Here is a 19,302-nt window from a genome sequence, read left to right as displayed (position 1 = left end):
AGGCCTGGCGACAGGTTCCTCACACCCGAGTGCGGGGTCGCGGGGTCTCGATCGCTCCTTCGTCGCGCCTCGACCGGCGGCGGTCGGGTCGTTAGCCGATGTAGCTCATGACGTGCTTGATGCGGGTGTAGTCCTCCATGCCGTACATCGAGAGGTCCTTGCCGTAGCCGGAGTGCTTGAACCCGCCGTGCGGCATCTCGGCAACGAGCGGGATGTGCGTGTTGATCCAGACGCACCCGAAGTCGAGGTTCTTGGCCATGCGCATCGCTGTTCCGTGGTTCGAAGTCCAAACGGATGATGCGAGGCCGTACTGCACGTCGTTCGCCCAGGCGAGGGCCTGCGCCTCGTCGGTGAACTTTTGGGCGGTGATGACAGGGCCGAAGATCTCGTTCTGCACCGCGTCATCCGTCTGCAGCAGGTTCGAGACGATCGTGGCCTCGTGGAAGTAGCCGACGCTGCCCTGGCGGTTGCCGCCGAGCTCAATCGTGGCGTGGTCGGGGAGGTTCTCGACGACGCTGTGCACGCGGGCGAGCTGGTCGGCGCTCGAGAGGGCGCCGTAGAGGATGCCCTCGTCGAGGGGTGCTCCGGTGCGGGCGTTCTCCTTGGCATACGCGGCGAGGGCGGCCATGAACTCGTCGTGGATGCCCTCCTGCACAAGGATGCGAGTGGCTGCGGTGCAGTCCTGCCCGCCGTTGTAGAAGGCCGCGCCCACGATGCCTTCGACAGCGGATGCGATGTCAGCGTCGTTGAAGACGATGGCGGGCGCCTTGCCGCCGAGTTCGAGGTGCACGCGCTTGAGATCGAGGGCGGCGGCGCCGGCCACCTCCATGCCGGCGCGCACGGAGCCGGTGATCGAGACGAGTTGTGGCGTGCGGTTGGTGACGAGGTGGCGGCCGGTGTGCCGGTCGCCGAGCACGACGTTGAACGTGCCGGCCGGGAGGAACTCTGCGGCGATCTCGGCGAGCAGGAGGGTGGAGACGGGGGTGGTGTCGGAGGGCTTGAGCACGATGGTGTTTCCCGCGGCGAGGGCCGGGGCGATCTTCCACATCGCCATCATCATGGGGTAGTTCCAGGGCGTGACCTGGCCGACGACTCCGATGGGCTCGCGGCGCACGAATGAGGTGTGGTCCTTCATGTATTCGCCAGCGGACTTGCCCTCGAGCATGCGAGCCGCACCCGCGAAGAATCGCAGCTGGTCGAGCATCATGTCGACCTCCTCGCCGACGAGGCCTGGGCGGGGCTTGCCGGTGTTCTCGCTCTCGATGTCGGCGAGTTCCTCCGAGCGCTCCTCGATGGCGTCCGCAAACTTGAGGAGCGCGTTCTGGCGTTCGCCGGGAGTCGTGTCGCCCCACGTTTCGAAGGCGGAGGACGCTGTGGAGTAGGCGGCAGCGACATCCGCCTCTGTGGAAATGGGACTCGTGGCGTAGACGACCTCTGTGGCCGGGTTGACGATGTCCAGTCGTTCGGTCGCGGTGGATTCCGCGTAGTCGCCGTTCACGAAGTTGTGGAGTTCACGGATGGCCATGGCGGTCCTTTCACGAGGATGTACAGACGGCGCGCGGGGGCATCGCTATGGTGACTGCCCTGTCGCCTCGGGTTAATTGGCCCTAGGGCGACGATACCCCACGGCGACGCTGCGGCCGAGGACGCCGTGTCCTATTCGAAGCACAAATATGTACTGTTTGTCTACCCCCTTAGGGGAAATCGTTCGATGTGGCAGAATTAATCATCTGAGCCGGGAGCTGACCCGGCCAGTGTCAGTGCACTAGGGGGCTGCGAGTAGTGATTGAGTTGTCATCTGTGCCGCAGACGGGTGGGCAGGCGGCCTTCGAAACTTTGCGCGCCCGGATCTTGTCCGGCGAGCTGCCGGCGCACGCCACGCTGCGCGAGCAGGCCTTGGCCGAGGAACTCGGGGTGAGCCGCACGCCCGTGCGCGAAGCGCTGCGGCGACTCGATGCGGCGGGCTTGGTCGAGTTCGTGCCCAACCGCGGTGCCACGGTGCTCGCCTGGACGATCGAACAGATGCGAGAGACCTACTTCATGCGAGCGGCGTTGGAGAGTCGGGCCGCCGGGTTAGCGGCGGTGCGTATCGAGGCGGCGGACCTCCAACTTCTCGAGCTGCTCATCGAGCGTATGGAGGATTTCGTGCTGGCGACCGACGACGCGGGGATAGCGTCGCTCGCGCTGCTCAACGCCCAATTCCATCAAACGATTGTCGTGGCGGCGGGCAGCGCCCAGTTGCTCGCCCTGACCGAGTCGGTGTCTCGTGTGCCGATGATGGAAAGCCGATTTCGCACCCACGGAGCCGAATACCGAGCACGCAGCAATCATCAGCACCGGGATATCGTGAGCGCGCTCACGTCGGGGGATGCCCTGTGGGCCGAAGTCGCCATGCGCTCGCATATCCTGGCCGCACGAAACATGATGTCGCAGAGCGTTGAAGCGTCAGGCACTCCCGTCGCGGAATCTTCTACCGACTAGCGTCGCGAGACAGAAGCTCGCGCGTATACGGATGCTGCGGGGCGTCAAAAAGGTCGCTGACCGACGCGTGCTCCACAATCATGCCGGCCTGCACCACCGCCACCTGGCGGCAACTCGCGGCCAGCAGCCGAACCCTGTGGGTGACCACAATGACCGTGAGCCCGCGCTCTTCCTGCAGGCCGTGCAGCAGCCGGAGAATGTCGGCCTCGTCCGCCCCGGAGAGGGTTGACGTGGGCTCGTGCGCTATCACCAGGTGAGGATCGCAGGAGATAGCACCGGCGATCAGTACCCGTGCGGCCATGATCGGCGTCAGATCAGCCGGACGAAGCGCGAGGATGGCACGCGGATCACGGAATCCGACCCGCGCGAGAAGTTCGACGGAACGTGCGGCCGCACCGGACCTCGACAGGCCCACGGTCTTCGTTAGCGGGGCCTGCAGGTGACGTGCCACGGAGAACGCCGGGTCGAGGCTCGAGAGGGGATCGCTCGGGAGATAGGAAACGCCCGTTCCTCGCAGTCGGGAGAGGGAACGTTCTGTCATGCCGACGACCTCGATGCCGTCGAAGAGGATGGAGCCGCCGGAGATAGTGGTGCGGGGTCCGAGAAGTCCGGCTATCGCCAGCGCGATTTCGAGGGCACCGGAGTTGGCTTCGCCGAGCAGAGCCACCACCTCGCCGCGGGCAATGGTGAGCGAGATGCCGCTCACGATCTCCGGCGACTCCGGATTGGATTCGGAACGAATCTTCAGACCGCGCACGTCGAGCAGCGCCGATGAACGAAACCAGGTCGATGGCAACGGCTCGTCGAGAAGCCACTGTTCCTCGCCGTCGGCTGATCGCACGGGTGACCCCGTCGGCGTGAGGAGCCGCTGGGCTCGCAGAATGGAGAGACCCAAGGTGGCCAGCGCGGCCACAGTGAGCAGCAGGAGCGCGCTCGGCCCCCAACTGTAGGGGGGCGTTGTGGGCATGTTTTGCAGGGCTTCCCTGGCTTGGGCACCCCACGATGGGCCGGTCTCTCCCCCCAGCCCCAGAAATGTCAGCAGGGCATGAATGCTCACCAGAACGCTGGACTCGATCAGGACCAGTGCAAGAAGCGGATAGCGCAGGGCTGGAAAGACCGAGCGAACCAGCAGGCGCACGGCGGTGAGGCCCTGCGCACGGAGGGCGTGCACGGTGGGTCGATGCTCCACCGAGACCACGGTGCTGCGGGCGAGCAGGAAAAAGGGAATCGTGAGGAGCGCGCCGAAGATCACCATGGCCCCGGTCAGGCTCCGGCTGGAATCAACCATCACAACGACAAGAAAGATCAGCGCCGGCACCGACGCCGTGACATAGGCGACCCAGCCAACGAGGGAATTGAAGTGTCCCGCATACACGCCTGCGACCAGCCCGCAGGATGTCCCCACTACGACGGACACGGCCACGCCGAGCAGGGGGATGAGCAGGGAAGCGGGGGCTCCCTGCATCAGGTCGGAGAAATCGTTGGGTGGCCAGATGCCGTTCGTGATCCAGGAGACGGCCAACGCGGGGGCCGTGAGTACGGCGAGAACGACAAGGGAGGCAGCAGCGAGCGGATGCCGAGCCGAGCGACGAAGCAGGAGGTCGGTCACGCGCCCGGCGGCTTTCACAGCGCTGTTCCGCGCGCTCGGAGAAAGCCCAGGTGGGCGCGCTGTGCGAGGTACACGACACTGGCCACGACAATGACGGAGACGCCGGCGATGAGCGCGATTGAAGGCTCGGGGTTCTGCGCCGGGAGTGAGGCGGGGTCGAGCTCGTGCACGACGACGGCATCGAGGGCAAGAATGCTCACGAACAGACCGAGGAAATGCAGGGCGAGCAGGCTCGCGCCGGCCGGGAGGGCATGCCGCATCACGTGTCGACGAAAGACGTATCCGGCGGGTAGCCCCCGACTGAGCTGGGTGAGCACGAGATCGGACTCCAGCAGTACCGCCGACGACTGCGCGAGCTGGCGAGCGAGGGCGGCGGCCGACCCCAGCGTGAGGGCTGCCACCGGAATGGCTAAGGAAACCAGCCATCCGGTGGCCGACTCCATCACAGGGATGTACCGCACCGTGGAGACGCCAGCGGGCGTGGCCATCAGGACGGTCGACAGCGCGAGGCCCACCCAGAGCGCGGGCACCACCTGTCCGCCGAGGACGACGCCGTGCAGGACGCGATCCAGGGTGCGGCCGTGGTGAGCGGCGAGGGGGGCGACGCCAAGACCCAGGACGGCCGTCACGATGGTCGTGGCGAGGGCGACACCTGCCGTGAGAGGCATCCGCTGCAGGAGCCAGCCGGCGGAGTCACCCAGCGGGAGGAGATAGAGCGCCGCGACACCCAAGGTGGTGAACACGCCGACACCTGCCGCGGGAATGCGCACCCGACGGAGAAGTACGGCATACGTTCCATCCGTACGGCTGCTGCGAGGCACGGCAGAAGTCATGGACGGTTCACATTTCATCGTTCGGGTGTATCGGGTCGCAGGGCGGCCGGATTTACTGTATGCAATCTCTGGCAATTCTGTGGCAAACCGGCACTTTTAACTAAGAAAAGATCCGGTAGGTAAGAGCTTTGCATACAAAAGGCCCCCGGACTGGGGGCAGTGGTTTGTTGACAGTGCAAAAGTGTGAAATAACCGTATGTCCACGCCCCCTTTTGCCCGAAACACTGCCGCAACACTCGCGCACTACGCTCGCCTCATGGTCGATCTGTTCGCTGGATATGGCAGGTCAACTGCCCCCCGTAGCCGCCGAGATTCCGCGCGCCCCTGGGATGAAATGTTCCCCGACACGTCGTCCCTCGATCGGGGTGAAGCCCGAGCGGCGTATAAGGATGTGTACGCCGCTCTCGCGAGGATGACCCAGGAGGAACTGCGCGGACGTGCGGACGCCCTGGCCACGTCATATCTCGCCCAGGGGGTCACCTTCGACTTTGCCGGTGAAGAGCGCCCCTTCCCGCTCGACGCCGTACCCCGAGTGATCGAGCAGCCCGAGTGGGTGACCGTTGAATCGGCGATCTCCCAGCGAGTGCTGGCGCTGGAAGCTTTCCTCGAGGACATCTACGGCCCACAGGCGGCCGTGCGTGATGGGGTGATACCGGCCGGACTCATCAGCTCGTCGAAGCATTTCCACCGACAGGCGGCCGGAATCGTGTCGGCGAACAACGTGCGCATCCAGGTGTCGGGAATTGATCTGATTCGCGATGAGAAGGGCGCCTGGCGCGTGCTCGAAGACAACGTCCGCGTGCCCAGTGGCGTGAGCTACGTGATCTCGAACCGCCGGGTGATGGCCCAGACGCTGCCGGAACTTTTTTCGTCCATGTCTACCCGGCCCGTGGGCGACTACCCGGGCAAGCTCCTGCAGGCACTGCGGGCGGCGGCTCCGGCGTGTGGCGGCGATCCGACGATCGTGGTGCTGACACCGGGAATCTACAACTCGGCGTATTTCGAACATACGCTGCTGGCTCGGCTGATGGGCGTTGAGCTCGTGGAAGGCCGCGACCTCTTCTGCTCCGGCGGACACGTGTGGATGCGCACGACGGCGGGCCCCACCAGGGTAGACGTGATCTACCGGCGCGTCGACGACGAGTTCCTCGACCCACTGCAGTTCCGAGCTGATTCCGAGCTCGGATCGCCGGGAATCATGATGGCCGCGCGACTCGGCAACGTGACGATCGCCAACGCCGTGGGAAATGGTGTGGCAGACGACAAGCTGGTCTATACGTACCTGCCGGACCTGATCCGGTACTACCTCGGTGAAGACCCGATCATCCCCAATGTCGACACCTGGCGCCTGGAAGATCCGGGCGCGCTCGAGGAGGTGCTCGACCGTCTCGACGAGCTCGTGATCAAGCCCGTTGACGGTTCCGGCGGCAAAGGGCTCGTCGTGGGCCCCGCTGCTTCCCGGACTGAGCTGGACGCGCTGCGTGGCCAGCTCATCAGAGATCCGCGCGGGTGGATCGCGCAGCCGGTCGTTCAGCTGTCGACGATTCCCACCCTGGTCGAAGAGGGACTACGGCCGCGTCACGCCGACCTCCGGCCCTTCGCCGTGAATGACGGCACTGACGTGTGGGTGCTTCCGGGCGGCCTCACGCGCGTTGCGCTGCCGGAGGGTGAACTCGTGGTCAACTCCAGCCAAGGCGGAGGATCCAAAGATACGTGGGTGCTCGGCGCGGCTCGCGACTTCGTGGCAGTGGCCGGGAGGGGTATCCCCGAACTCGTGGCTGAACAGGCCGCAACCACACAGTCGATCCCGATCATTCGGGCACCGGTCGACCATGTGCCGGTGGACCAGCCGCCCGCCCAGGCGCCACTGGCCACCACCGGGCAGCCGCAGATGCAACAACAAGGGTCAGTGGAGGGGACAGCGTAATGCTCAGTCGCATTGCAGAGAGCCTGTTTTGGATCGGACGCTACATCGAGCGCAGCGACGGCACCGCGCGCATCCTCGACGTACACCTTCAGCTGCTGCTCGAAGACCCGTGGATCGATGAAAACACCGCTTGCCGATCTTTGCTCCAGCTGATGGGTCATGACGCGCCGAAGGGCCGGTCGCTGACCCGTGCAGACGTGCTTGCCACCCTGGCCCTCGATCGGGCGCACGCGGGATCAATTGCCTACTCCCTGGGCGCGGCTAGAGAAAACGCTCGCCGAGCCCGCGAAATTGTGTCGACGGAACTATGGGAGTGTCTCAACGCCACACATACCCGGATGCCGCGCAAGATCGCGAGCGAAAAGACACACGACTACTTCGCCTGGGTGCGTGAACGGGCCGCGCTCGCCGTGGGAATTGTGGAGTCCAGCGCCAGCCGGGACGAAGCCTGGCTGTTCTTCACTCTCGGCCGCAGCCTTGAGCAGGCCAACATGACGTCGAGGCTCCTGGCGACTCGATCGCTCACCCAGGCGAGCGCGCCGTCCTGGACCACGATCCTGCGCTCGTGCGGCGCCTATGAATCTTATTTGCGCACCTATCGAGGGGTCTCGTCGGCTCAGAACGCGGCGGAATACCTGCTCCTGGACCGGCTGTTTCCTCGTTCCGTCGTGTACTCCATCACGCAGGCCGAGCGTTGCCTCCGGGAAATGGAACCGCGCCTGGACCGGGTCGGCGTCTCCGACCGGTCGCTGCGGCTGCTGGGCCGCATCCGCAGTCAGCTGGAATACAAGCCCATCAAAGAGGTGCTGAGCGACCTGCCCGGGCAGATGGCCATCGTGCAACGGGCCACGAGCACCGCGGCGGAAGCCATTGGGGACCGCTACTTTCCCACGCATGCCTCGCAGAGCTGGACAGGGGAGGCCTCATGAACCGGCTGCGTATCCGCCACGTCACGGGCTACCGATACGAAGGGGAAGTCGGGGCGTCGTACAACGAAGCCCGCATGCTCCCCGTGAGTTCAAGTGACCAGTTTGTGCTCTTCTCCCACTTGGACATTTCCCCGGTCTCCGGTCAGCACGGGTATTTGGACTACTGGGGAACCAAGGTCTCGTCGTTCGAGGTGCTGACGCCTCACCGGGAGCTCTCGCTCACGGCCGTGAGCCTCGTGGAGGTGCATCCGGTTCCGCATCCGAGTGACGCTGTGCTGTGGCCCGAGCTGGGGGCCGTGTCCGCGGCATCGACGGCGTCTATCGAGCACACCTGGCAGACCCTGCTCACGGAGCCGGCCCCGGAGGTGGAACGCCTGGCTGCGGAGATCGCCGCCCTGCACCTCAGCCCGACCGAAGCCGCCCTCGAAATCTGTGAGGCCATCGGAGACCACATGCAATACATGCACGGAGTCACCGGTGTGCATTCCACCGCGAGGGAAGCTTGGGTCGACGGCCGCGGAGTATGCCAGGACATCACCCACATTGCGCTCGGGGCGCTGCGCTCTGTCGGGATTCCGGCGCGCTACGTGTCGGGGTACCTGCACCCGAAACCGGATGCCGAGATCGGGGAGACTGTCGTGGGCGAGTCCCACGCCTGGGTCGAGTGGTTCTGCGGGCAGTGGCGCGGATTCGACCCCACCAACTCCATCGATATCGGTGACCGGCATGTCGCCGTGGGGCGCGGCCGCGACTACAACGACGTTGCTCCCCTGCGCGGGGTCTACGCTGGCCCGTTCGGCTCCCAGCTCTTCGTCACTGTGGAGATCACCCGAGAGCGCTGATGCCCCGGACCACGTTGCTCTCCCGCAAAACCGGTGCTTTTCGCGACAGGCCGTGTGGGGTAGCCGGGGTGACCCAAGGCGTCGCGAACGGCGTTTCTGGAGAATCACCGGTTTTGCGGAGGGTGGGTTGTGGCTACGCAGGGACTTTGGGGGAGTGGTTCTCGAGGAACTGGTAGACCTCGGTCTGGTCGACGCCGGGGAACGTGCCGGTGGGCAGCGCCGCGAGCAGGCTGGTGGGCGTGCGCGCGGCCGGCCAGGAGTTGGCCGCCCAACGGTCGGCCAGGTTGCTCGGGGGCATGCGGCAGCAGGACTCGTCGGGACACTTCGACACAGAGCGGTGCGGCGTTTCGCGGCCACGGAACCACTTGACCTCGTTGAAGGGGACCCCCACGCTCACCGAATACTCGCCCTCCTTGGCCTTCTCGATGCGGGAGGTGCACCAAAACGTTCCCGCCTGCATGTCGGTGTACTGGTAGAAGGCGCTGAACCGGTCGGCCACGTCGAACACGGTTCGGGCCGTCCACGTGCGGCAGACTGTGGCGCCCTCGACCGCACCGAGGGCATCGCTCGGAAACCGCACCGAGTCGTTTTCGTAGGCTTTGATGATCGTGCCCGACTCGTGCACCTTCATGAAGTGCACCGGAATGTCGAGTCGCGCCGTGGCGAGATTCGTGAAGCGATGAGCCGCGGTTTCGTACGACACCGAGAACGCGTCGCGCAGGTCTTCCATCGAGATGCGGCGCAGGGTCTTCGCCTCAGTGAGGAGGCGCACGGCATCACGTTCCGGCAGCAGGATGGCCGCGGTGAGGTAGTTCGTCTCCACCCGCTGTCGCAGAAAATCCGCGTAATTTTTCGGTTCATCGTGCCCGCACAGGTGGCTCGCAAAAGCCTGCAGGATGGGCGGGCGGGAGTCTCTGGAGGCCGACCGTTCGGTCGGCAGGTAGATGCGTCCGTTGAGCTTGTCGGTCACCGAACGGGTGGAATGCGGCAGGTCGTTCACATAGTGCAGTGAATATCCGAGATGCGTGGCCATGTCCGCGACAACCTGCTGCGAGACCGGGCCGCCGGAATGACCGACCGCCCCGAGCAGTTCGAGGGCGAGCGCCTCGAGTTCGGGAAAGTAGTTGTCCTGCTGGCGCATGATCGCGCGCAGCTCCGCATTCGCTCGTCGAGCCTGTTCAGGGGTAGCAGCCCGCTCGCGGTGCAGGCGGTCAATTTCGTTGTGCAGGCTCAGGATGGTCTGCAGCGTTTCGTCGCTCTGTCCCTTGGACACTCGGATGCGGGGCAGCCCGAGGGCTTCGAAGACCGGACCTCGTTGGGCGCGCTCGACCGAAATCTCCAGGGCGGCACGCTCGGAAGGGGCATCCGTTTTCAAGAGCTCGTCGACCGTGGTGTCGAGGGCGACCGCAATGGTGCGCAGCATCGAGAGGCGTGGTTCGCGCTTGCCGTTCTCGATCATCGACAGCTGCGACGGTGCGCGGTCGATGGCGGCGGCCAGAGTGTCGAGGGTCATTCGCTTCTCCGTGCGCAGCTCGCGGATGCGTCGCCCGAGGGTAAGCGCATCGAGCTCTGACTTCTCTTCGATGAGCGGGGGCAGGGTGACGGTGCCGGAAGTGACCATGCATCAGTGTCGCACGAAAAAGTTTCACAAAACAGAAGAACTGCGTTTATTCACCCAAACCTTTTCGGTTCGACCGCTTGCGTTAGCGAGAGAGTTATGGCGTAGGCACACGGCATCACCAACGCAGCACACCAATAACTGAGGAGAATTACCATGACCACCACAAACCCTGCGACGATCGATCGCCCGGTGACTGGCTCGACGCAGGTCAAGACGAACACCGGCAGCTTCGCCACCATTCGTCCGCACCTCGAAGTCACCGGCCCGCTCGGCGACCGCTATGACGAAGTGCTCACGTCAGAGGCGCTCGAGTTTCTCGCCGAACTGCACGAACGCTTCGCCGGCACCCGGCACGACCTGCTGGCCGCTCGGCTGCAGACCCGGGTGGATGCTGCGAACGGTCGCGACCCCAAATTTCTCAGCGAAACCGCGCACATCCGCAACGACGCCGAGTGGACCGTCGCCGGCGCCGGCCCCGGCCTGGAAGACCGTCGCGTGGAAATCACCGGACCGACCGACCGCAAGATGGCCATCAACGCGCTGAACTCGGGCGCCAAGGTGTGGCTCGCCGACCAGGAAGACGCCACGAGCCCTACCTGGGCCAACGTGGTCGAAGGGCAGATCACCCTGATCGACGCCGTGCGCGACCAGCTCAGCTACACGAGCCCCGAAGGCAAGCAGTACACCGTCGGCGACGAGACGCCCACCATCGTTATGCGTCCGCGCGGCTGGCACCTCGTTGAGAAGCACGTGACCTTCGTCGACCGCGCGAACCGTCGGATGAAGGCGTCCGGGAGCCTCATCGACTTCGGACTGTACTTCTTCCACAACGCCCAGAAGCTCATCGAAAAGGGCAGCGGACCCTACTTCTACCTGCCGAAGCTCGAAAGCCACAAGGAAGCCCGCCTCTGGGACGACATCTTCAGCTACTCCGAAGACCGCCTCGGAATCGCGCACGGCACGATTCGCGCCACGGTGCTCATTGAGACGATCCAGGCCGCCTTCGAGATGGACGAGATTCTCTTCGAGCTGCGCGACCACTGTGCCGGCCTGAACGCCGGCCGCTGGGACTACATCTTCAGCATCATCAAGACCTTCCGTGCCCGCGGTCGCCGCTTCGTCTTCCCCGACCGCAAACAGATCACCATGACCGTGCCCTGCATGCGTGCGTACACCGAGCTGCTCGTGGCAACCTGCCACCGCCGTGGCGCATACGCCATCGGCGGCATGAGCGCGTTCATCCCCAACCGCCGCGACCCGGAGGTCACCGAGCGTGCATTCGCCCAGGTCACCGCCGACAAGCGTCGCGAGGCGACGGACGGCTTCGACGGCACCTGGGTGGCCCACCCCGACCTCATCCCCACCGCCCAGGCCGAGTTCGACCAGGTGCTCGGCGAGAACCCGAACCAGCTCGAGCGCACGCGCCCCGAGGTTGAGGTGACGGCGGCACAGCTGCTCGACGTGGGCTCGATCGGCGGCACCATCTCCGAAGACGGCGTGCGCAGCAACCTGCTCGTGTCCCTGCGCTACATCGAGAGCTGGCTCCGCGGTGTCGGTGCCGCGGCCATCGACAACCTCATGGAAGACGCTGCCACCGCCGAGATCTCCCGCTCGCAGCTGTGGCAGTGGATCCACGAGAACTCGGTCACTGTGGAGGGTCGTCGCATCGACTCCGCCTGGGTTGACGAGCTCCTCGCCGAGACCGTTGCCGGCCTCGAACGCGCGGACGGCGATCGCTACGACGACGCACTCATGGTGCTGCGCACGGCGGCGCTCGAGCCGGAGTTTCCGAGCTTCCTCACCGTGGGAGCCTATGCCCGCTTCTTCTAACGCAGGCTCGCTCCGACTGACTCCTCAAGCGCCTACATCGCTGCAAGCGGGTAATCGCCCCCTGGTTCTCCAGGGGGCGATTGCCCGCTTTTTCGGTCGTTCTGGGGGTAGTAAGGAATCGGTCCACCCGTCTTATGGGGGCCGAAAGGGGACAGACGTGCCCATGGCGAGTTCATAGGGTTTTCATTGGAGATGGTGGGGATCCACACTGTCGTTCAGTTCTGTACAGCTCAATTAAGAGAAGAGAACGAACGTGAATATGACGAAAAACCGCAAGAGAATGATTTTCGGAGCCGGGGGAGTGGCGGTGGCTTTGTCCATGGCGCTGGCCGCGCTCGGACCAACGGGGGCGTATTTCAGCGACACCGCCCAGGGGGAGATCTCTGGCACCGTCGGCTCGATCAAGGTTGCCGGTGCCGACGGCACGGGGACGGACAGTCTGGGGCTGGCATTCACAAACCTGCTTCCCGGCACTCCGCAGACCGTGACCTCGCGCTATACCAATACCGGCCTGAACAACCAAGATGTGTGGGTCGTCTTCAACAACCCCGAAGCCCTGCGCGCGCTGAACGACCTCGGCACCTACGGCGAGTTCCACCTCGCGGCAAACGGCACGGCGCTGTTGGACTCGACCAACTTGAACGACGGGAAGTCCAACGTTGCGGTGACGGAAAACACCTGCGGACCGTTTGGCCCGGGCGCCGGACTGTGTAACCCTCTCCTGCCGTCCTACAAGCTCGCCTCCGACATGGCGCCTGGTGTGACCGGAAACGTGTCGTTCACGTTCGCTTACGCGGGGAAGTCCGTGAAGCAGACTGAAGCCGGCGGCGGCACCTGGAATGCATACCCCGTTGCGCAGAAAAACCAACCTGCCCCCACGATTGCAGGCTACGGACTCCCGTACCAGATCGTGGCCACGCAGGTCGGTCAGACGCCCTAGGTAAGTACGCCGGGAGTGGATGCCGCCAACAGCAGTCGGCATCCGCTCCCGATTTTCGGTGAAGATCGAGGGACGAGGACTGTGGCGAGCATTGTGAGAATGGTGGCCATTGTCGTCACCGTATTTGCCCTCGTCGGCGCGCCTGTCGTTCTGATCGCGACGGGGGTCTTGCCGTACCGCGCCTACGTGGTGCAGACGGGGTCGATGATTCCGGCGATTCCTCCCGAGAGCCTCGTGGTCGTTCACGTCAAGGAGTACGCCGTTGGCCAGGTGATTACGTTCCTGCGTGAGGGTGCGGTCGTGACGCACCGGCTCATGTCAGTCAACGCCGACGGCAGCCTCGTGACCAGGGGGGACGCAAATGAGGCCGACGATGCCAGCTCTGTTGCCGTCGCCGACGTGATCGGCGGGGTCGTGGCGTCGCCGCCGAAGGTCGGGTTCTGGGTCGTCTATTTTCAGAACCCACTGACCCTCGGGTCACTCGTGCTGTGCGTGCTGAGCTTTTGGGTGGCCTTTTCGAGCGACGACGACGAGGAACCTGTGACTCTTGCCACGGCCGCCGCCTAGTGTGGAGCCGGTGAGCACAATACGGGTCGCGACCACAGCGGATGCCCCTGGCTTGGCCGAGCTGGCCGCCGCCACCTTCGAGCTGGCGTGCCCGCCCCAAACCACGGCCGCCGCCGTCGAAGCATTTCTGCGAGATGTCTTGGGCGAGGGCAACTTTGTGACCTACCTCGCCGATCCCGATCGGCTGCTTCTCGTGGCCGAGGTCGGGCACACACTGCTCGGCTACACGATGGTCAATTTCGGCGACCCGACCGACCCCGATGTGAGCGCCGCGATCGCAATCCGGCCGACGGCCGAAGTGAGCAAGTGCTACGTGCGTGCGGGCAATCACGGTGGGGGGCTCGCGGCGGCGCTGATGGCGGCGACCTTGCATGTGGCGCGGGAGCGCGGAGCGGTCGGTGCCTGGCTGGGGGTGAATGAACTCAACGCCCGCGCCATCCGCTTCTACGAAAAGCAGGGTTTCACTCGGGTGGGCCGTAAGACCTTCCTGCTCGGCGGTGTGCTCGAGAACGATTACGTGCTCGAGCGCCCGCTGTGACGTGGTCCCGCGTGTCTAGGCCGAGGCTTTCGCGGCCTTGACGGTCTCGTAGGCTGCCAGGGCCGCGCGCCTCGTCTCGCCGAGGTCCACGATGGGCGTGGGGTAGGCATCCGTTCCCCACTCCGGCACGTTGGCGCGCACGTACGACTGGTGCGGGTCGAACTTGGCGAACTGCAGCTCGGGGTTGAAGATACGAAAGTAGGGTGCGGCATCCGCCCCGGAGCCGGCGACCCACTGCCAGCTCGCCGGGTTGCTGGCCGGGTCGGCGTCGACGAGGGTGTCCCAGAACCAGCGTTCCCCTTCGCGCCAGTCGATGAGCAGGTTCTTGGTGAGGAACGAGGCGGTGACCATGCGCACGCGGTTGTGCATCGTGCCCGTGCGCCACAGCTCGCGCATGCCGGCGTCGACGAGCGCGAACCCGGTGCGGCCCTGCTGCCAGGCGTGGAGCGCTTGTTCGTCGAGGGGCTGCCACGGGAAGGCATCGAAATCGGGCTTCCAGTTGTGGCTGGCGAGATTGGGCGCGTGGAAGAGCACGTGATAGCTGAACTCTCGCCAGCCCAGCTCGGTGAGAAAGCGCACGGCTCCCTTCGCGGCTGATCCGGTGAGGCTCTCGCTCGCTCTGCGGGTGGCGTGCCACACCTGGTACGGGCTGATTTCACCCCAGCGCAGGTGAGGGGAAAGCCCCGAGGTGGCGTCTTCGGCGGGTAGATCACGGTCGTCGGCGTATCGCGGGAGTCGGTCTTGCAGAAACTCGGCGAGACGGGTGTGAGCGGATGCCTCGCCCGGCCGCCAGGTGGCGCGCAGGCCCTCGGCCCAATCGGGCCGTGTCGGTTCGAGGGTCCAGGCCTGGAGGTCGTCGGAGGGGAGGTCGCCCGGCCAGGCATCCAAGCCGGTCGGAGCCGGGTACGGGTCGCGCGGAAGCGGGGCCGCGAGGCAGGCGCGCCAGAAGGGCGTGAACACGGAGTACGGCTTTCCCTGGCCGGTCTGTATGGTCCACGGCTCGAACAGGAGTGAGCCCGCAAAGCTGTGGGCCGCGACGCCGGTGTTGCGCAGCTCCGCCTTGATTCGGGTGTCTAGATCGCGTTCCGCCCCGCCGTAGCGGCGATTCCAATAGACGGCGGATGCTGCGGTGGCCGCGGCGACCTCGGTGATGATCGCCTCGGCCGGTCCGCGGCGCAACACGAGCGGCACGCCGAGGTCGGCGAGGGAGGAAGTGAGGGCGCGCAGGCTGTTGTGGAGCCACCAGCGGGAGGCGCCGCCGAGGGGCCGCACTCCCGGCGACTCCTCATCGAGCACGAACACGGCCACGATTGGGGCGCCGCGCACGAGCGCCTCGTGCAGGGCCGGATGATCGGCAAGCCGCAAATCGTCGCGGAACCACACGACTGATGGCCCGGTACCGGTGGCGCGGTCTGCTTCCAACATGCATCTCCTCGTGGTCTGGCTTCCATTCTGACGCATGCCCCTGACCGCACCCCGCGTGTGGGTGATGGACGCCGGCGTCTGCCCGTAGAACTACAGAACTAGACCTGAATTTCTACGCCAGTGCTGGGGGTTTCATGCGGATAGACGATTCTGTCTGTCCGTCATACGGTGGGTGATGGGGAAGGTGCACCACCCGGATATGCCAGAAGGCAGCCGCGGGTTGTGCGCGTCATTTCGACCTCGTTCGGCTGGAACACACGCCTTGACGGTCCGCACGTTTTTCGCTGGCCAGAGCTGCTTCGCAGCGCCCATTCACCGCACGATAGGCCGCACTTAGGCGGGCAACAACACGGCATCCGAAAATGCCGCGAAAGGAACACTCACATGAACAAGCTCCTCAAGGGCTCAATTGCCGGCGCCGCCGGCGTTGCCCTGCTCATCGGCGGCGCAGGCACGTTTGCCCTGTGGAACGACACGGCGGCCATTGCCGGCGGCACCATCACGGCTGGCACCCTCACGGTGGACACGGGCGACGGCGCCTGGTCGGACCAGTTCGGTTCCATCAGCAGCATCGGTGACTACCGCATCGTTCCCGGCGACACGCTCACGTACACCACGGCCATTCAGGTTGAAGCTGTCGGCGACAATTTGTCGGCCGAGCTGAGCGTGGACGATCGGATGATCGTGGCCGCGGCAGGCTCCCAGGGTGCGGCGCTCAAGACCTTTCTTGAGGAGTCGACCACACTCACCGTGGTCTACCCCGATGGATCGCGTCACGGCGGCCACGGCGGCGGACCTGGCGGTGGTGGCCCCGGTGGCGATGACGAAGGAACGCCGGGCGACTCGTCCGGCCCGGAGACGTTGACCATCACGCCCGACGACGGCGACAACACGTACCTCGTCACGGTCACCATCGACTTCCCGAGCGGCGACCTGGGTGCCGAGAACGCGGCCAAGAACGGCGCCGTCAGCCTGAACAACTTCGGTGTCACGCTCAACCAGGTTCTGCTCCCGCTCAGCTAGACCGTTCGCACCATCACGCCCCACACCTGAAAGGAGAGTCGCGTGACAACTCCCACTGTGCACCCGACTCTCCCTGCGGGGAAAATGCGGGGCGGCACCATCAAGAGAAACCTGCTCAGCGCCAGCACTGTCATCTTCGTGATCGTGCTGGCGCTGGTGGGAACCGGCACCACCTACGCGCTCCTCAACAGCGCGGCGGCGATCAGAGGTTCGACCATTACGTCGGGCTCGACGAGCGTCACCGTGAACGGCGGCACACATTCGACAGTGGCGACCGACCTGAGTCTGCTTGCACCGGGCGAATCGACGGTGGCGCCGGTCACCCTCGCCAACACGGGGACCACTCCAGTGACCGTCTTCGTATCGTCCGCGACCGTCGATTCTCAGTCTCACGGCCTGGCCGACTTCCTGCGGCTGCGGTTCGCTCCCGCCGAGGCGTGCGTGGCCGGCTCGGCAGGCGCATCCGCTGCCCCCCTGGTGGGATTCACCACCACGCCGCTGCCGTTGCAAACGGGTGCCAGCGCTGCCTACTGCCTCGAGATTTTCCTGGCAGCGGATGCCCCGGCGAGTGTTCAAGGCGGAACGACAGCCTTCGCGCTCATCCTCGACGCACACCAGGTGCCGCGATGATCCGGGGCAAGGTGGCCACCGCGGCAGGGCTCACGGTTTTCCTCGCTCTGGCCGGAACCTCCGCGGGACACGCGTATTGGAGCGACAGGGTAGAGGCCTCGGCATCCGTTTCGGCAGGCAGCGTCGCCGTGAGCCAGACGGGCTTCGATACCCTCGGGGCGGTGTACTCCACCGGCAGCCAGGCCGTTTCGACGGCGATCACCGTGCAGAACTCCGGAACACTCGCTGCCGCTTACACGCTTGGACTCGGGAGTGCGTCGTCGCCGACGAATCTGGCCGCGGAAACTCAGGTGCGAGTGTGGCCGCGCGCCGCGTCGACCTGTGACGCCGTGCCGGCCGAGGCCGCACGCAGTACCTGGGCGAACGTCCCGGCACTCACGGGCACGCTCGGCGCGGGCCGCTCCATCGTGTACTGCGTGCGCACGGCGCCGGCGGCGGGCGCCGCGAACACCATCGGCTCGGTGCAGGTGTCGCTCACGCTCGCCTCGTCCCTCACAAACGGCCGCTGGGCCGCGACCACCGTGCCGGCCACTATCGTGCAGGCCACGACCGATTGGACGCCGCCGAGCAGACCGGGCGCGCCGGCGGCGACCGGCACCACGAGTACGGCGACCACGCTCACCTGGGCGGCGTCCACCGACAATTCCGGTGCCGTCACCTATGACCTCTACCAGACTGACCCCGCGGGACGAGCAGTGCTCGTGCATGCGGATGTGACGAGCCCCCGGACGCTAACCGGGCTCGCGCCGAACACCACGTATGTCTACCTGGTGAAAGCGCGCGACGCCGTCGGAAATACCTCCGGCGACTCTGAGCGTGTCACGGTGACAACCGCGAAAAAGCCCCAAGCCTCCTGCGACGCGCCACACGGGAACACCTGCCCGAAGACCGGCGGTGCCGAGCAGTTGACGCTCGCCCCCGAGCCTGCGGTCGAGTCGGACCCTCCGGTGGACGCCGACACTGCCGTCACACCGGATGCCCCGGAGCCGTCAGCATGACCGCGTTGGGTGCCCGCAGGGGGGTCGGCGCAGCGATTGTGGGCACAGTGTTGGCGGCATCCGTTGCCTGCGGAGGATCTCCCGCCGCCGCCGCGGGTTCGGCCGACATTCTGGTAAGTGCCGACGGAGTGACGTTTGCGCCGAGTCTGGATGCCGGGCTCTTCGACAGCCTCGGTCCGCTGATACCGGGCGGGTCGGTTACGGCCAGTGTGTGGATAAAGAATGCCACGGACTCGGCGGCCCAGCTGCGGATGAGCGCCCGAGACGTGGCGCACTCCTCCGACGCGTTTGCTCGGGCGCTTCAGCTGTCTGCCTCACACTCGACAGTCGGCAGCGCGCCCGACGCGGAGAACGGCACTCGTGCCCTGGGCTCCGTGGCGGAGTGTGACGTGCTGGTGCCCTCACGCCCGATTGCCGCCGGCGCGGTGGCGAAGGTCAGCGTCACCTTCGAGCTGCACGACCTCACGGGAACAGTCGGCCAGGGCGACACTGCGAGCCTGAACCTTCTCGTGGCCATGCGCGACGCCGAGGCCGGGCCGTTTGCTCCCTCGGCGTGCTCGGACACGGGGACCCTGCTCGCATCGACAGCCGGGGAATTCGAGCGTTTGGCCGCAACGGGGACGGCCGGTGTGGGACGGCTGCTCCTCGCGGGAGGATTTCTCGTGGCGACGGGTGCGGCCGCGCTGGCACTGGTGGGACGGATTCGCGGCCGGCGACCCTCCAACTGATTCACGTGCCCACAACGGGAATGACACAGCATACGGGAGGTTTTCCCCTCTACTAGGGCCATAAGTCCATAGCTAGACGCAATTTCTACCCTTTAATTGGGGACAATGTGCGGATAGACAGTTCTGTCTGTCGTCCATATAGTTCTAACAGGCGATGGCGCTGGAGCCGGAACCGCCCGAAGGCGGAACGATTCCAGCGCATTTTTTTTCGGCAGGTGTCGGGAAAGACGTCAGCAGGAGAGCCAAGCGCGCATGCGCCGTTCACGCTGATCTCGCAGCGCAGAAAAAATCATGACCGTTCGCGGTCAGCTTCGGCACGCCTGTGCCCCGAAAGGCTCTTCTTCCTGACGAAGGTGCGGTAACGATGCCCGAAGCTCTCGC

General features: G+C 65.5%; 17 protein-coding genes. 12 read left to right on the top strand and 5 right to left on the bottom strand.

Annotated elements, in window-relative coordinates:
* Window positions 1-91: 91 nt before the first annotated feature.
* Window positions 92-1,525, bottom strand: a complete 1,434-nt coding sequence (locus BJ997_RS16135; RefSeq protein WP_035835396.1) for a gamma-aminobutyraldehyde dehydrogenase — start codon at window positions 1,523-1,525, stop codon at window positions 92-94.
* Window positions 1,526-1,782: 257 nt separating this feature from the next.
* Here BJ997_RS16135 and BJ997_RS16130 point away from each other — a divergent pair, with 257 nt between their 5' ends.
* Window positions 1,783-2,481 (top strand): GntR family transcriptional regulator, encoded by a 699-nt coding sequence (locus tag BJ997_RS16130; RefSeq protein WP_084141061.1) that lies wholly within the window; start codon window positions 1,783-1,785, stop codon window positions 2,479-2,481.
* On the opposite strand, the gene BJ997_RS16125 is transcribed toward BJ997_RS16130, so the two are convergent.
* Window positions 2,471-4,090 (bottom strand): ATP-binding cassette domain-containing protein, encoded by a 1,620-nt coding sequence (locus BJ997_RS16125; RefSeq protein WP_152602075.1) that lies wholly within the window; start codon window positions 4,088-4,090, stop codon window positions 2,471-2,473. The two genes, BJ997_RS16130 and BJ997_RS16125, sit on opposite strands and share 11 nt — an antisense overlap.
* A 14-nt stretch (window positions 4,091-4,104) precedes the next feature.
* A complete protein-coding gene (locus BJ997_RS16120; protein WP_160175837.1) occupies window positions 4,105-4,923 on the bottom strand; it encodes an ABC transporter permease subunit in 819 nt (272 codons plus the stop codon).
* Between the two features lie 256 nt (window positions 4,924-5,179).
* Between BJ997_RS16120 and BJ997_RS16115 the strand changes: the two genes are divergently transcribed.
* From BJ997_RS16115 to BJ997_RS16105, 3 genes are read left to right on the top strand one after another with little or no spacing between them, the layout of a single operon-like run.
* Window positions 5,180-6,850, top strand: a complete 1,671-nt coding sequence (locus tag BJ997_RS16115; protein WP_035835426.1) for a circularly permuted type 2 ATP-grasp protein — start codon at window positions 5,180-5,182, stop codon at window positions 6,848-6,850.
* Window positions 6,850-7,779, top strand: coding sequence for an alpha-E domain-containing protein (locus BJ997_RS16110; protein WP_035835392.1), 930 nt, complete (start codon window positions 6,850-6,852; stop codon window positions 7,777-7,779). The genes BJ997_RS16115 and BJ997_RS16110 overlap by 1 nt, the downstream gene beginning before the upstream one ends.
* Window positions 7,776-8,621, top strand: a complete 846-nt coding sequence (locus tag BJ997_RS16105) for a transglutaminase family protein (RefSeq protein WP_035835391.1) — start codon at window positions 7,776-7,778, stop codon at window positions 8,619-8,621. The genes BJ997_RS16110 and BJ997_RS16105 overlap by 4 nt, the downstream gene beginning before the upstream one ends.
* Window positions 8,622-8,754: 133 nt before the next feature.
* Here BJ997_RS16105 and BJ997_RS16100 read toward each other — a convergent pair whose 3' ends face one another.
* Entirely contained in the window at window positions 8,755-10,242 is a 1,488-nt protein-coding gene (locus BJ997_RS16100) for a helix-turn-helix domain-containing protein (RefSeq protein ID WP_052541959.1), read from the bottom strand.
* Window positions 10,243-10,395: 153 nt separating this feature from the next.
* Here BJ997_RS16100 and aceB point away from each other — a divergent pair, with 153 nt between their 5' ends.
* The 4 genes from aceB (at window position 10,396) to BJ997_RS16080 (ending at window position 14,117) form a co-directional block, all read left to right on the top strand.
* Window positions 10,396-12,072: a malate synthase A gene (gene aceB / locus BJ997_RS16095; RefSeq protein WP_084141059.1), complete on the top strand. Its 1,677-nt coding sequence runs from the start codon at window positions 10,396-10,398 to the stop codon at window positions 12,070-12,072.
* Between the two features lie 253 nt (window positions 12,073-12,325).
* On the top strand, window positions 12,326-13,012 hold the full coding sequence (locus tag BJ997_RS16090) for a hypothetical protein (protein ID WP_152602074.1): 687 nt from the start codon (window positions 12,326-12,328) through the stop codon (window positions 13,010-13,012).
* An 81-nt stretch (window positions 13,013-13,093) separates the two neighbouring features.
* Window positions 13,094-13,579 (top strand): signal peptidase I, encoded by a 486-nt coding sequence (locus BJ997_RS16085; RefSeq protein ID WP_183323606.1) that lies wholly within the window; start codon window positions 13,094-13,096, stop codon window positions 13,577-13,579.
* A gap of 10 nt (window positions 13,580-13,589) precedes the next feature.
* Window positions 13,590-14,117 (top strand): GNAT family N-acetyltransferase, encoded by a 528-nt coding sequence (locus BJ997_RS16080; protein ID WP_035835423.1) that lies wholly within the window; start codon window positions 13,590-13,592, stop codon window positions 14,115-14,117.
* A 15-nt stretch (window positions 14,118-14,132) separates the two neighbouring features.
* On the opposite strand, the gene BJ997_RS16075 is transcribed toward BJ997_RS16080, so the two are convergent.
* Window positions 14,133-15,542: a cryptochrome/photolyase family protein gene (locus BJ997_RS16075; RefSeq protein WP_035835388.1), complete on the bottom strand. Its 1,410-nt coding sequence runs from the start codon at window positions 15,540-15,542 to the stop codon at window positions 14,133-14,135.
* A 384-nt stretch (window positions 15,543-15,926) separates the two neighbouring features.
* Here BJ997_RS16075 and BJ997_RS16070 point away from each other — a divergent pair, with 384 nt between their 5' ends.
* From BJ997_RS16070 to BJ997_RS16055, 4 genes are read left to right on the top strand one after another with little or no spacing between them, the layout of a single operon-like run.
* Window positions 15,927-16,565, top strand: coding sequence for an alternate-type signal peptide domain-containing protein (locus BJ997_RS16070; protein ID WP_035835387.1), 639 nt, complete (start codon window positions 15,927-15,929; stop codon window positions 16,563-16,565).
* Window positions 16,566-16,607: 42 nt separating this feature from the next.
* Window positions 16,608-17,195, top strand: a complete 588-nt coding sequence (locus BJ997_RS16065) for a hypothetical protein (protein ID WP_152602073.1) — start codon at window positions 16,608-16,610, stop codon at window positions 17,193-17,195.
* Window positions 17,192-18,193, top strand: a complete 1,002-nt coding sequence (locus BJ997_RS16060) for a fibronectin type III domain-containing protein (protein WP_035835386.1) — start codon at window positions 17,192-17,194, stop codon at window positions 18,191-18,193. Before BJ997_RS16065 ends, BJ997_RS16060 begins: the two co-directional genes overlap by 4 nt.
* Window positions 18,190-18,921 carry a hypothetical protein gene (locus tag BJ997_RS16055; protein ID WP_035835385.1) on the top strand — a complete coding sequence of 244 codons (732 nt, stop codon included), beginning with the start codon at window positions 18,190-18,192 and terminating at the stop codon, window positions 18,919-18,921. Before BJ997_RS16060 ends, BJ997_RS16055 begins: the two co-directional genes overlap by 4 nt.
* Window positions 18,922-19,302 lie beyond the last annotated feature (381 nt).

It is taken from the genome of Cryobacterium roopkundense (assembly GCF_014200405.1).
GTDB lineage: Bacteria > Actinomycetota > Actinomycetes > Actinomycetales > Microbacteriaceae > Cryobacterium > Cryobacterium roopkundense.
The sequence above is the reverse complement of the archived record's forward strand: the minus strand, read 5'-3'. Positions and strand labels throughout refer to the sequence as shown.